The sequence below is a fragment of the Ornithinibacter sp. genome, assembly GCF_035443565.1.
Taxonomy (GTDB): Bacteria; Actinomycetota; Actinomycetes; order Actinomycetales; family Dermatophilaceae; genus Fodinibacter.
On record NZ_DAORSO010000049.1, the window covers coordinates 1 to 12,573 of the forward strand.

At 71.8% G+C, this 12,573-nt stretch carries 10 protein-coding genes; 6 read left to right on the forward strand and 4 right to left on the reverse strand.

What is annotated here, in order from left to right; all coding sequences use genetic code 11:
- Window positions 1-435 (forward strand): DedA family protein (locus PLL68_RS07350; RefSeq protein WP_324533075.1); only part of this gene is annotated, 435 nt, incomplete at its 5' end.
- 238 nt (window positions 436-673) lie between these two features.
- Window positions 674-2,299 carry a chaperonin GroEL gene (gene groL, locus PLL68_RS07355; RefSeq protein WP_324533077.1) on the forward strand — a complete coding sequence of 542 codons (1,626 nt, stop codon included), beginning with the start codon at window positions 674-676 and terminating at the stop codon, window positions 2,297-2,299.
- A gap of 69 nt (window positions 2,300-2,368) precedes the next feature.
- Here the strand turns inward: groL and PLL68_RS07360 are convergent, their stop codons facing one another.
- Complete coding sequence (locus tag PLL68_RS07360) at window positions 2,369-2,986, reverse strand: HAAS signaling domain-containing protein (protein WP_324533079.1); 618 nt, start codon at window positions 2,984-2,986, stop codon at window positions 2,369-2,371.
- Between the two features lie 112 nt (window positions 2,987-3,098).
- Between PLL68_RS07360 and PLL68_RS07365 the strand changes: the two genes are divergently transcribed.
- The 3 genes from PLL68_RS07365 (at window position 3,099) to PLL68_RS07375 (ending at window position 8,271) form a co-directional block, all read left to right on the forward strand.
- The gene (locus tag PLL68_RS07365; RefSeq protein WP_324533081.1) at window positions 3,099-4,820 is read left to right on the forward strand and encodes an alkaline phosphatase D family protein; all 1,722 of its coding nucleotides are present in this window, start codon (window positions 3,099-3,101) and stop codon (window positions 4,818-4,820) included.
- Window positions 4,821-4,935: 115 nt separating this feature from the next.
- Window positions 4,936-5,712, forward strand: a complete 777-nt coding sequence (locus tag PLL68_RS07370; protein WP_159903110.1) for an ABC transporter ATP-binding protein — start codon at window positions 4,936-4,938, stop codon at window positions 5,710-5,712.
- Window positions 5,713-5,715: 3 nt separating this feature from the next.
- The gene (locus tag PLL68_RS07375) at window positions 5,716-8,271 is read left to right on the forward strand and encodes an ABC transporter permease (RefSeq protein WP_324533084.1); all 2,556 of its coding nucleotides are present in this window, start codon (window positions 5,716-5,718) and stop codon (window positions 8,269-8,271) included.
- Window positions 8,272-8,356: 85 nt separating this feature from the next.
- Here PLL68_RS07375 and PLL68_RS07380 read toward each other — a convergent pair whose 3' ends face one another.
- Complete coding sequence (locus tag PLL68_RS07380; protein WP_324533086.1) at window positions 8,357-8,650, reverse strand: WXG100 family type VII secretion target; 294 nt, start codon at window positions 8,648-8,650, stop codon at window positions 8,357-8,359.
- A gap of 353 nt (window positions 8,651-9,003) precedes the next feature.
- On the opposite strand from PLL68_RS07380, the gene PLL68_RS07385 reads away from it, so the two are divergent.
- Complete coding sequence (locus tag PLL68_RS07385; RefSeq protein WP_324533088.1) at window positions 9,004-9,780, forward strand: DUF4031 domain-containing protein; 777 nt, start codon at window positions 9,004-9,006, stop codon at window positions 9,778-9,780.
- Here PLL68_RS07385 and PLL68_RS07390 read toward each other — a convergent pair.
- Both PLL68_RS07390 and PLL68_RS07395 read right to left on the reverse strand, forming a co-directional pair.
- The gene (locus tag PLL68_RS07390; RefSeq protein ID WP_324533090.1) at window positions 9,761-10,474 is read right to left on the reverse strand and encodes an HD domain-containing protein; all 714 of its coding nucleotides are present in this window, start codon (window positions 10,472-10,474) and stop codon (window positions 9,761-9,763) included. The genes PLL68_RS07385 and PLL68_RS07390 overlap by 20 nt on opposite strands.
- Before the next feature lie 32 nt (window positions 10,475-10,506).
- Window positions 10,507-12,396, reverse strand: coding sequence for a DUF2339 domain-containing protein (locus PLL68_RS07395; protein WP_324533092.1), 1,890 nt, complete (start codon window positions 12,394-12,396; stop codon window positions 10,507-10,509).
- Window positions 12,397-12,573: the final 177 nt, after the last annotated feature.

Genomic DNA, 12,573 nt, shown 5'->3' on the forward strand with positions numbered 1-12,573 from the left:
GGGGCCTTCCTCGGTGACTCCCTGACCTACGTCGTCGGTCGGCGGTTCGGTCCGCAGCGTCTGCACCGGATCACCCGGCCTTCCGCTCAGCGAGCCCTGAGCCGGGCCTCGGACACGCTCGACCGGCGCGGTGCCGTCGTCATCCTCTCGGCGCGCTACGTCCCGCTCGGCCGGGTGGCCGTGAACCTCACCGCGGGGGCGACCGGGTTCCCGCCCCGTCGTTTCGTCGGCTTGGCGGCAGTGGCCGCGACGACCTGGGCCGCCTGGTCGGTCGGGGTGGGTGCCCTGGCCGGCCACTGGCTCGAGGGCAACCCGCTGCTCGGATCGGTCCTGGGCGTGGTGGCGGCCCTGCTGCTCGGCCTCGGCATCGACCGGGTCGCCCGGCGCGCCAGCGGGTGGGGCCGGATGCCGTCCGCGGTCGTCGCGCGCACCTGACCTCCCGGGTCGCCCGGCAGGGCCGGTACCGGTCACCGCCCGCTCGGGGGCGGCCCGGCGTTTGCACTCTCATGGTGAGAGTGCCAATAATGGCGTTAGCACTCTCACCATGAGAGTGACAATCCTGACCGGTCCGGTGAGGGTGGGGTGCCCCGGCGCGTGAGCTGACGGCATCCGACTCGTCCGTCGCGGGCGCCGCCCGGTCTCCACCTTCGATTCGCGTGGAGGAACCACCCGAATGGCCAAGATCATCGCTTTTGATGAAGAGGCGCGCCGCGGTCTCGAGCGGGGCATGAACGTGCTCGCCGACGCCGTCAGGGTCACCCTGGGGCCCAAGGGCCGCAACGTCGTGCTCGAGAAGAAGTGGGGCGCCCCCACGATCACCAACGACGGCGTCTCGATCGCCAAGGAGATCGAGCTCGACGACCCGTACGAGAAGATCGGCGCCGAGCTCGTCAAGGAGGTCGCCAAGAAGACCGACGACGTCGCCGGTGACGGCACGACGACGGCGACCGTCCTCGCCCAGGCGCTCGTCCGCGAGGGCCTGCGCAACGTCGCCGCCGGGGCCAACCCGATGGCGCTCAAGCGCGGCATCGAGAAGGCCGTCGCGGCCGTCTCCGACGAGCTGCTCGCCGCCGCCAAGGACGTCGAGACCAAGGAGCAGATCGCCGCGACCGCGTCGATCAGCGCCGCTGACCCCCTGATCGGCGAGATGATCGCCGAGGCCATGGACAAGGTCGGCAAGGAAGGCGTCATCACCGTCGAGGAGAGCAACACCTTCGGCCTCGAGCTCGAGCTCACCGAGGGCATGCGCTTCGACAAGGGCTACATCAGCCACTACTTCGTCACCGACACCGAGCGCATGGAGGCCGTGCTCGAGGACCCCTACGTCCTCATCGCGAACTCCAAGATCGGGTCGATCAAGGACCTGCTCCCGCTCCTGGAGAAGGTCATGCAGTCGGGCAAGCCGCTGCTCATCATCTCCGAGGACGTCGAGGGCGAGGCCCTGTCCACGCTCGTCGTGAACAAGATCCGTGGCACCTTCAAGTCGGTCGCCGTCAAGGCCCCCGGCTTCGGTGACCGCCGCAAGGCCATGCTCGGCGACATCGCCATCCTCACCGGTGGCCAGGTCATCTCCGAGGAGGTCGGCCTCAAGCTCGACACCGCCGAGCTCGACCTGCTCGGTCGCGCCCGCAAGGTCGTCGTCACCAAGGACGAGACGACCATCGTCGAGGGTGCCGGTGACGAGGAGCAGATCGCCGGTCGGGTCAACCAGATCCGTGCCGAGATCGAGAAGTCGGACTCCGACTACGACCGCGAGAAGCTCCAGGAGCGCCTCGCCAAGCTCGCCGGCGGCGTCGCCGTCATCAAGGCGGGCGCGGCCACCGAGGTCGAGCTCAAGGAGCGCAAGCACCGCATCGAGGATGCCGTGCGCAACGCCAAGGCCGCCGTCGAGGAGGGCATCGTCGCCGGTGGTGGCGTCGCCCTCATCCAGGCCGGCAAGGCCGCCTTCGCCAAGCTCTCGCTCGAGGGTGAGGAGGCGACCGGTGCGAACATCGTGCGCGTCGCCATCGAGGCCCCGCTCAAGCAGATCGCGATCAACGCCGGTCTCGAGGGTGGAGTCGTCGCGGAGAAGGTCAGCAACCTCGACTCCGGTTGGGGCCTGAACGCCGCGACCGGCGAGTACGTCGACCTCATCGCCGCGGGCATCATCGACCCGGCCAAGGTCACGCGCTCGGCCCTGATGAACGCTGCGTCGATCGCCGCGCTGTTCCTCACCACCGAGGCCGTCATCGCCGACAAGCCGGAGAAGAACCCGCCGGCCATGCCCGGCGGCGACGACATGGGCGGCATGGGTTTCTGACCCGAGCCACCCAGGTCTCACCGCACGAGGGCGGTCCCCACACCGGGGGCCGCCCTCGTGGCATGTCCGTCAGGTCATGCGCAGGCCGCGGCCCTGGTCGACCGGGGTCCGGGCCCGCAGCAGCAACCGCACCGCAGTGCCCAGCCACAGGGCGGCCAGGGCCACCGCGACCACCAGGCTCGAGGTCGTCGGCAGCTCGTCACGGCCGAGCAGCAGCAGGGGCACGCCCAGCACACCGAAGGCGACCACGGCCAGCGCCCTGTCGGCGGCGCCCCAGCGCCGCGAGAGCAGCACGAGCACACAGCCGATCAGCCACGGCAGCGGTGCGAACGCCGAGGTCGCCGGCACGAGCGCCAGGACGACCGATGCCGCGAGCAGCGTGATCGTCACGACCTCCAGCCACGGGGGCCCGGTCACCGGGGCGCCGAACGGGTCGGGTGCGAGGTACTCGATCTCGGGAGCCACCGCCTGGCCGCTGGCCTCGGCGACGAGGTCGGCAGGATCCCCGAGGTCGGCGAGCACCTGGCGAACCGCGGCCTCCGAGCGGGGGGTGGTGCCGACGGCATCCGCGAGGTACTCGTCGATGCTCGTGCGCAGCTCGGCCCGCCGCTCCGCCGGCAGCGCCGACGCCTCGGTGTCGAGTCGGGCGAGCCACTCGTCGACCGCCGGGTGGTTCGGGGTCGTCATGTCCGCGCGCCTGCCATGGCGGACACGGTAGCCGCCACGTAGACGCCGTGCGCTCAGCAACCATTCAGGGGGTGCCCAGCATCTGGTGGGAAAGGCGAGGCAGGATCGACCCATGACCACGGCCACCGCCACTGACCCGCTCGTCCTCGGACCCCTGCTGCGCTACGTCGACGAGTCGTCGGCGACGATCTGGGTTCGCACGGCGGATCCCGCGCTGGTCACCGTCGAGCGGGCCGGGCACGTCTGGAGTGCCCCGACCTTCGCCGTGCACGGGTCGCACTTCGCGCTCGTCGTCCTCGACGGGCTCGAGCCCGGCAGCGACGACGCGTACGAGGTCCGCCTGGACGGCACCCCCGTCTGGCCTCGTGAGGGGATGCCGCCGAGCCGGGTTCGCACGCTGGACCCGACCCGCGAACCGCGACTCGCCTTCGGCACCTGCCGCACGACCGGGAGCCACGACGAGGAGGGCAACCGGGCCCACGGGGTCGATGCGCTGCGCTCCTTCGCGATTGCCCTGAGGGACGACCCGGCGACGGACTGGCCCGACCTGCTCCTCCTCCTCGGCGACCAGGTCTACGCGGACACCGCGCCGCACCCCGAGCTCGAGGAGTTCATGGCGGCGCGGCGGGACCTGTCGCTGCCTCCCGGTGACGAGATCAAGGACTTCGTCGAGTACGCCGAGCTGTACCGGCTCGCGTGGAGCGACGACGTCGTGCGCTGGGTGCTGTCGACGGTGCCCTCGGCGATGATGTTCGACGACCACGACATCCGCGACGACTGGAACACGTCGTGGTCGTGGCGGCGCGAGATCCGGGCCACGACGTGGTGGCAGGAGCGCATCGTCTCCGGGCTCGGGGCCTACTGGGTGCACCAGCACATCGGCAACCTCTCGCCGGCCGAGCTCGCCGACGAGGAGGTGTGGCGCCACGTGAGCGCGCACGCGGCATCCGGGGAGCCTGGTGAGCTCGACCTCTCGGACGTCCTGGATGCCGTGGCCGCCCGGGCGGACGAGGAACCGTCGACGTACCGCTGGAGCTACGCGCGCGCCCTCGGGGACTGCGCCCTGGTCGTCGTCGACTCGCGCGCGGCCCGTGAACTGCGTCCCGACGGCCGCTCGATGCTCGACGCCGACGAGATGCGCTGGCTCGACGCGGTGATGCGCGGAGGGGTGCGCCACCTGTTCATCGGCACCTCGCTGCCGTTCCTCCTCCCGCCCGGTCTGCACGACTTCGAGGCGATGAACGAGGCCATGGCGCAGGGGTCGCACGGGCGGCGGGTGGCGAGGGGCGCCGAGCGGGTTCGCCGCCGCATCGACCTCGAGCACTGGGCGGCGTTCAACGAGGGCTTCGACGAGGTGTTCGAGATGGTCATGGCGGTCGCCCGTGGTGAGCGGGGCGCGGCGCCACAGACCGTGACGTTCCTGTCGGGGGACGTGCACAACTCCTACCTGGCGCAGGTGAGCGACCCCGAACGCCTCGGTGCCTCGTCGCGCATCGTGCAGGCGGTGTGCTCCCCGATCCGCAACCCCATGCCGCGCGCCGTGCGGGTCGTCATGTCGCTCTTCGCCCGCTCGCTCGTGCGCCCGATGAGGTTCATCGCCGCCAGGTCACGGCGCGTGCCGGACCCGGCGTACCCGTGGACGGTGACCGACGGGCCGTGGTTCGACAACAACCTCGCCCTCGTCACGGTCGGTGAGCGTTCCCTCGACCTGACGTGGGTCACGGGGGTCGTCGTCGATGACGTCGACCGCCCGGCCTTGCAGACCGTGTATGCCGCACACATCACGCCGTTGGCGTCGTCACCACGGTTGGTCGAGGGTCTGTCTAAGGTTTGACAGCCTGCGCGGAACACGGCGGGGCTCGCCTACCGTTGGGCGGGCAGTGGGTGCGCGTGTGTGCCCTCCTGACCCCCTGCCGGGTTTCATGCCGGCCACGCTGACAAGGATTCCCATGACCCTCGCCGAAACCACCGCCCGCGAGACGACGCCGCGCCTGGCCGCCGCCCGGGTCGAGGGGCTGAGCAAGGTGTACGGCTCGGGGGAGACCCGGGTCGTCGCCCTGGACGACGTGACCCTCGACCTGTACGCGGGGGAGTTCACCGCGATCATGGGCAAGTCCGGGTCGGGGAAGTCCACGCTGATGCACTGTGCGGCTGGGTTGGACGAGGCCAGCGCTGGCCACGTCTTCGTCGGGGACGTCGACCTCACCACGCTCAAGGAGCGGGCGCTCACCGAACTGCGGCGCGACCGCATCGGGTTCGTCTTCCAGGCCTTCAACCTCGTGCCCACGCTCACCGCCCGCGAGAACATCGTGCTCCCGGCGGCCATCGCCGGACGCGAGCCGGATGCCGCGTGGTTCGACGAGGTCGTCGACACCGTCGGGTTGCGCGACCGACTCGGGCACCGCCCGAGCGAGATGTCCGGGGGGCAGCAGCAGCGCGTCGCCTGCGCCCGCGCGCTCGTCGGGAGGCCCGACATCGTCTTCGCCGACGAGCCGACCGGCAACCTCGACTCCACGTCGGGCGCCGAGGTGCTGGGCTTCCTGCGGCGGGTCGTCGACACCCACGGCCAGACCGTGGTCATGGTGACGCACGACCCCGGTGCGGCCAGCTGGACCGACCGGGTCGTCTTCCTCGCCGACGGCAAGGTGGTCGACGAGCTGCGTGAGCCGACCCCCGAGCTGGTCCTGGAGAAGATGGCCGCCCTCGGTCGGCCGGTCGGGGCCTGACCCGTGCTCAAGGCCACCTGGCGCAATGTCTTCGCGCACAAGCTGCGGCTGTTCCTCAGCGCCTTCGCCGTCATCCTCGGTGTCGCGTTCGTCGCCGGCTCCTACATCTTCACCGACACCCTCGACCGAGCCTTCACCGGTCTGACGAGCGGGGCCGTCGGGGACGTCATCGTGCAGCCCGGGTCGAGCGATGACGAGGAGGCGTCCGGTCCGGGCGCCCTCGGAACACGCACCGTTCCGGCCTCCCTCGTCGATGAGCTGGGAGCAGTGCCCGGGGCGGCCCGCGCGGACGGGCGCGTGTCGAACTTCGGCACGTTCGTCGTCGGCAAGGACGGCAAGCTCATCGGGGGCCAGGGCCCGCCCGGGATCGCCGTCAACCGCACCGAGGGGCCGGCCGCGAACGGCATCCCCTCAGCTACGCTGGAGAGCGGACGCTGGCCCGAGGCACCCGACGAGGTCGTGCTCGACCCGTCCACGGCACGCAAGGCCGGCTACCTGCTGGGGGAGCGGATCCCGCTCGTCACCACGAGCGAGGTGCCCCGTATCGAGGTGACCTATGTGGGGACCGCGAGCTTCGGCGCGTCGGCTCTGGTCGGTGCCAGCGTCGTCATGCTCGAGACCTCGAAGGCTCAGGAGGTCTACCTCGGCGGTGAGGACGCCTTCTCCGCCGTGTGGGTGACCGCGGCGCCGGGCACGAGCCAGGAGCAGTTGCTCGCCTCGGTCAAGGAGGTCCTGCCCGAGGGGTTTCGGGCCGCGACCGGCGACGCGACCTCCGAGCGCGCCTCGACCCGAATCGACGAGGCCCTGTCCTTCGTCACGACGTTCCTCCTCGTCTTCGCCGGGGTCGCCCTGACCGTCGGCGCCTTCCTCATCGTCAACACCTTCTCGATCCTCGTCGCCCAGCGCAGCCGTGAGCTGGCGCTGCTGCGGGCCATCGGTGCCAGCCGACGCCAGGTGGCGCGGTCGGTGCTTGCGGAGGCCGGCGTCGTGGGCCTCGTCGGATCCGCCGTGGGTATCGCGATGGGCTTCGTGCTCGCCGTCGGGATCAAGTTGCTCTTCAGTCGGATCGGGCTCGACCTCAGCGCCAACGAGCTCGTGCTGCGGCCGCGCACCGTCGTCGTGGCACTCGTCGTCGGCATCCTCGTCACCCTGGCCGCCGCGTACCTGCCGGCTCGTCGGGCTGGCCGGGTTCCCCCGGTCGCGGCGATGCGGGACGACGTCGCTCTCGCCGAGAGCGGGCTGCGCTGGCGCCTCGCCGTGGGTGCGGCGCTCCTCGCCGCCGGGATCGCGGCCATGGCGGCCGGGCTCGCCGACCTCGGGTCGCAGCCCACGTACGTCCTCGGTGCGGGCGCGTTCGGTGTCCTCGTCGGCACGGCGCTGCTGAGCCCCGTGCTCGGTCGGCCGGTGCTGGCCGCCCTGGGGTGGTTCTACCGCCGCTCCTTCGGAGCCGTGGGGCTGATGGCCGAGCAGAACGCCCGCCGCAACCCGCGACGCACGGCGGCCACGGCATCCGCCCTGATGATCGGTGTCGCCCTGGTGACGATGATGTCCGTGCTCGGTGCCTCGGCCAAGGCCAGCCTGGACCAGTCGCTCTCCGAGGACATCGTGGCCGACTTCGTCGTGTCCAACGCCGTGGGGCAGGCCTTCTCCTCGACGGTCGCTGACGAGATCGAGCAGGTCGACGGTGTCGCCGCAGTGGCGCGGGTGCGCAGTGCGGTGCTCCAGGTCGACGGCGACCGCGACTTCGCGTCGGCGGTCGACCCGGCGGCCGTGGATGCCGTGGCACGGCCGGAGATCGTCACCGGCACCCTGGCTGATCTCGACGCGACCTCCGTGGCGATCTCCAGCGAGCTCGCTGCGGATCGGGGGTGGGCGGTCGGGTCGACCGTCAAGATCGAGTACGCAGGTGCGACGACGGACGCCACGGTCGTCGCGACCTATGTCGAGGGTGCCGTGCTGCAGTCGGACGTCACGATGTCGCTGGAGGGCTTCGACGCGATCGGGGTGCCGCCAACCGATCGCACGGTCTACGTCGTGGCAGCCCCCGGTGTCGACCGGGCTGTGCTGGGAGCTGCGCTGAAGGACGTCGTGGTCGACCTGCCGACCGTCACGGTCAACGACCAGGAGACCTTCGCCGAGGAGCAGCGCGCGCCGATCGACCAGCTGCTGTTCATCGTCTACGCCCTGCTCGGCCTGGCCGTGGTCATCGCCGTGCTCGGCATCGTCAACACGCTGGCCCTGTCGGTCATCGAGCGGGTGCGTGAGATCGGGCTGCTGCGGGCGGTGGGCCTCAGCCGCACCCAGTTGCGCACGATGCTGCGGTTGGAGTCGGTGGCGATCGCGCTGCTCGGGGCGGTGCTGGGCATCGTGCTCGGACTCGCGTTCGCCCTGGCGCTCCAGCGCTCGCTCATCGATGACGGCATCGACGTGCTCGCCATCCCCGTCGGGCAGTTGGCGCTGTTCGTCGCGGTGGCTGCCGTGGTCGGGGTGCTCGCCGCCCTGTGGCCGGGCCGACGCGCGGCCAAGCTCGACATCCTGCGGGCCATCGCCAGCGACTGACCAGGCCCTCCCGGCCCGGTCCCTCCCGGCACGACCCTGATCCTCCTGCCCGGGCTGCCCCTCAGTCAGCCCGGGCACGAGGGGCTCAGGGGGTGAACATCCGCGTGGCTGCGGCCTCGGCGTCGGCGTACTGGGTGCCCGCGGCGCCGAGTACCTGGCCGATGGAGTCCAGCGAGGTGCGCACCTGCTGCTGGGTTCCCCGCCACTGCGACACCACGCCCTGGAACTGTGCCGATGCGCTGCCGGTCCACGCGTCCTGGAGGCCGTTCAGGCGGGCCATCATCGTGGCGACCTGGCCCTCGATCTCGGCTGAGATGCGGGCGATGTCGCCCGCTGCCCCGGCGATGCGCTCGGTGTCGACGGTGAACTGTGCTGCCATGGGAATCCCCCTCGTTCAGGGCTGCACCTGAGTGGCGCACCCGCTGCTGACGACACTAGGACGATCGCCGACGCCGCCCCGAAAGTTATCCACAGGGCTGGTGCGAGGGGCAGGCGAGGTGGGGGGACGGCGCGGTGTCGTCGCAGGTCCTTGTTCCGGTCGCAGATCCTTACTCCGCCGGTGAGCCCTTGCAGCAGCGCACATCGGGAGCAGGGACTCACATCGGGAGCAAGGATCTGCCACGAGGTCCGCGCGGCACCCCAACCAGGGCCCAGGTGCCGCCTCGGCCAGCGTGAACGGGTCGGCCGGCGAACGATCGGCACCAGGTCCGGGCACCCGCCTACGATCGGGGCGTGGCCATCCTCATCGACCCGCCTCGCCCCGAGGCCCACGGCCGCCGGTGGTCGCACCTGATCAGCGACACGAGCACCGAGGAACTGCACGCCTTCGCCCGCGCGGCCGGCATCCCCCGCAGGGCGTTCGAGGGCGATCACTACGACATCCCCGAGGAGCGCTACGCGGCCGTCGTCGCCGCTGGCGCGGAGCCCACGCCGGCACGAGACCTGCTCCGAGCCCTGCAGCGAAGCGGCCTGCGCCTGCAGAAGCGCCGCGGCGACACCGGGGTCGCCAAGATCACCGGCATCCGCTTCGTCGACGGCACGAGTGCCGACGTCGACCTCATCGCCTCGCCCCGCGAGGCCGACGTGGGGCGGGTGTTCGCGGCGATGGCCTTCGTCCGCGACGACACCGGAGACTTCGCTCTCGTGCACTCCGTGCGCCGCAGCGAGTGGGGTGCACCGGGTGGCTGGCGCGAGCCGGGGGAGTCGGTGCGAGAGAACGCAGTTCGTGAGGTCCGTGAGGAGACCGGCCTGCACGTCCCCCCGCGCGACCTCACCCCGATCGGCTACGAGCGGTTCCACCACCGATCCTCGGGGGGCCTGTGGCGCGAGGGGGAGGACCTGCTCCAGGTCTACGAGGTGAGCGTCCCCGGCATCCGACCCGCCCTCACCCCTGAACTCGACGACACGTCACACCATCAGTGGGTCACCTGGGACGAGCTCGAGGCCCTGTGCTCCCGCCAGTTCTGGTGGGCGCTCGCCGAGGCGACCCTCAGCCCGCCAGCCGGGTGAGTTCGCGGGCGAGGTTCTCACGCGCCGCCGACCCCCACGTCGACCGCGCGTACTCGGTGCGGTACACGTTGTCCCGCGCGAGGAACGGTCGCAGCACGGCAGAGCGCTCACGGGCGTAGACCGCCGCGGGTACGTGCGCGTACTCGGCGCGCACCTGGGCGCAGTACTCGTCGAACCGAACCACCGGAGCCGCGAGGATCCACAGGTCCGCGTCATGCAGCAGCACCCGGGCAGGGTCCTCACCGGCGGTGCTGCCCAGATCGTGGTGCTCGGTGTCGAGCACGGATGCCGTGACGCGCCGTCGCGTCGCCGTCGCCACCCCCAGCGCGCTCAGGTGGTGCTCGGCCAGGTCTGCGCTCGCCGCCTCGTTGCTCACGGTGGCTGTCCTTGCGGCCGCTGCTGCCCCCGTCGTGCCGGGACGGTCTGGCGTCGCAGGGGTGACCGAGTAGACGGCGTCGTGGAACCACGCGGCCAAAACGGCGACCGTTGCGTCCTCGGCGGACACGGCACGGGTGGCGCACAGCCGGTCGAGCGCGGCGAGCACCTCGCTGAGGTGGGTGAGGCCGTGGTAGCGCCGGTGCTCCTCGCTCCAGCGAGTGAGCAGGTCGTGCCCCACGTCGTCGACGACCTCCCGCGCAGCCAGGGGAGCGGCGACGGCGCAGTCGGCCACCCACCGGCGTTGGAGCGCGCGCATCGGGCCACTGTGCCACCCACCACGGGCTCGCGTCACGAGGGTGGCCGCGACCGCTCGTACGCCTTGGCGTAGCGGCTGCCCATCGCCAGCAGCAGCAGACCCACGGCGATGAAGGCGACCGAGCGAACGATGCCGCTCAGCGACGACAGGTCGTAGAGGAACAGCTTCGCCACGCTGACGGCGGCGAGCAGGAGGCCCGTGCGTAGCGTGAGGTCGGCGTCAGGCGAACGCTCGAGGCCGTGCAGCAGCAACCATGCGGCTCCCAGCATCCAGGTGATCGTGGCGACGGCCTGCCCGATGGTGAACCCCAGGGTCGGGTCGCCCAGTCGCGCGCCGACGAGCGTGCCAGCCGCGGCCAGGGCCGTCGCGGAGGCGGCCAGCCCCAGCACCCAGACGGCGATCCGCACCATCACGCGCAGCTCACGCCCCAGACCGCGTTGCTGGCCCATCGCCCAGACGACCATGGCGAGCACCCCGGCGAGCACGATGCTGTCCAGCAGCGCCGCCGCCATGTCGCCGCGCAGGGTGCGCGCAGACGCCGCGACGGTCAGCGGGTACTGCAGCCACCCGACGACGCCCAGGAGGGTCACGCCTGCCGCCAGCACGAGGTTCACCCGCGAACGCGTGATTCCTGCGACGGCCAGACCCACGATCGCGAGCAGCAGCAACCCGGTCGTGATGAACCGGGTCGGTGCCCCCGCGACGACCGCCAGCACGGCGAACGCGGTGCCCGCCGCGCCCGTGGTGACGACCAGGTGGCCGGCCACCGGGCCGACCGGGCCGCGACCCAACGTGGTTGCCGTGAGGAGGAGCACGGCGGATGCCGTGGCGAGGGAAAGGGTGCGCGCCGGGTTGTCGAAGGTCGTCGTCGCGGCGAACAGCCCGATCGCCAGCAGGGCGACCGCGATGGAGGCGGCCAGGTCGCCGGGATCGCGGCGCACCGACAGGGTCGAGGTGAACAGGGTCGCGGCGAGGGCGATGCCGGCGATCGCGAGGTTGCCGACGTCGTCCACCGTGCCACCTCCGGCCACCGAGCTCACGAGCAGCGCCAACGTCAGCGGAAGCACCCGGGCCAGCGTGAGCACCGGGGTGGTCCGGTCGCCCGACGCCCACCAGCCGGCGAGGCAGAGGATGGCGAGGTAGCCGGTGACCACCCAGCCACCGCCCTGGGCGACCACGGGAGCCAGCACGGCCGCTCCGAGGACGACGAGCACCGCGAGCAGCTCGCTGCGCCAGCTGCGGGCGAGGTGCAACCCGCCGAGTGCGACGGCACCGGCGAGGGCCAGACCCGGTGCGGTGGGCACCCAGCCGTAGCCCGTGGTCACGGCGACGACGACAAGGTAGGCGGTGGCGACACCGGTGGCCACCAGGGCGACGGGCGCTGCTCCGACCCCTGAGGGTGCGCCCACGGCCGCTGCGGGTGCGCCCTCGACGGTGTCGCGCCCACGAAGATCGGCGCGACCACTGCGCACGCCCAGCCCGATGAGGATCACGGCCAGGACGGCTCCGGCGGCGACTCGCGCCTCCGGGCCGAACCAGCCGCGTTGGGCGGCCAGGACGAGGAACATCGCGACCCCGGCCATGGTGATGACGGCACCCGCGATGGCCAGCACCCGCGTCACCGCACCCTCGCGGCGGTACCACGGCACCGACGGGGTGGGGGTCTGCCACGGACCCAGCGTTGCCGGCGGCGCCGGTACCTGCGCGGTGATGGGCGGCGCGGCGGGTACCGCCGGGGGACCTGCGGGGCGGGCGACGGGAGGGGGCAGGGGAGCCGTGCGGGCGGCATCCGGGATGCCGTACCCCTCCTCGCGCTCGAGCTGGCTGCGCAGGCGCGCCAGGCCGTTGCCGACGGTGTACATGCGGGTCATCGCGTCGGCGAACTCTGCTTCGAGCTGCTGGACCTGGGCGCGGGTGCTCATGGGCACAGTCTCGTGCCCGGGCGGCATGCTCACCTGAGCACTCCCACTCATTCCGCGACGTCAGGTGCACCCCGCGCGCTCAGGGCCGTGATCGGCCCTGACCCGGCGGGGTGCACCTGACGTCGGGTCAGGGAGAGGTGGTGGTGGGCTTGGCGGCGAGGGTGGTCTTGACGTCGA

What these genes read in the sequence shown, in the direction of transcription:
- groL (WP_324533077.1), top strand. Translation starts at nt 674, where the DNA reads ATGGCCAAGATCATCGCTTTTGATGAAGAGGCGCGCCGCGGTCTCGAG.
- PLL68_RS07390 (WP_324533090.1), bottom strand. Translation starts at nt 10,474, where the DNA reads ATGCGCGCGCTCCAACGCCGGTGGGTGGCCGACTGCGCCGTCGCCGCT.
- PLL68_RS07365 (WP_324533081.1), top strand. Translation starts at nt 3,099, where the DNA reads ATGACCACGGCCACCGCCACTGACCCGCTCGTCCTCGGACCCCTGCTG.
- PLL68_RS07360 (WP_324533079.1), bottom strand. Translation starts at nt 2,986, where the DNA reads ATGACGACCCCGAACCACCCGGCGGTCGACGAGTGGCTCGCCCGACTC.
- PLL68_RS07370 (WP_159903110.1), top strand. Translation starts at nt 4,936, where the DNA reads ATGACCCTCGCCGAAACCACCGCCCGCGAGACGACGCCGCGCCTGGCC.
- PLL68_RS07380 (WP_324533086.1), bottom strand. Translation starts at nt 8,650, where the DNA reads ATGGCAGCACAGTTCACCGTCGACACCGAGCGCATCGCCGGGGCAGCG.
- PLL68_RS07395 (WP_324533092.1), bottom strand. Translation starts at nt 12,396, where the DNA reads ATGAGCACCCGCGCCCAGGTCCAGCAGCTCGAAGCAGAGTTCGCCGAC.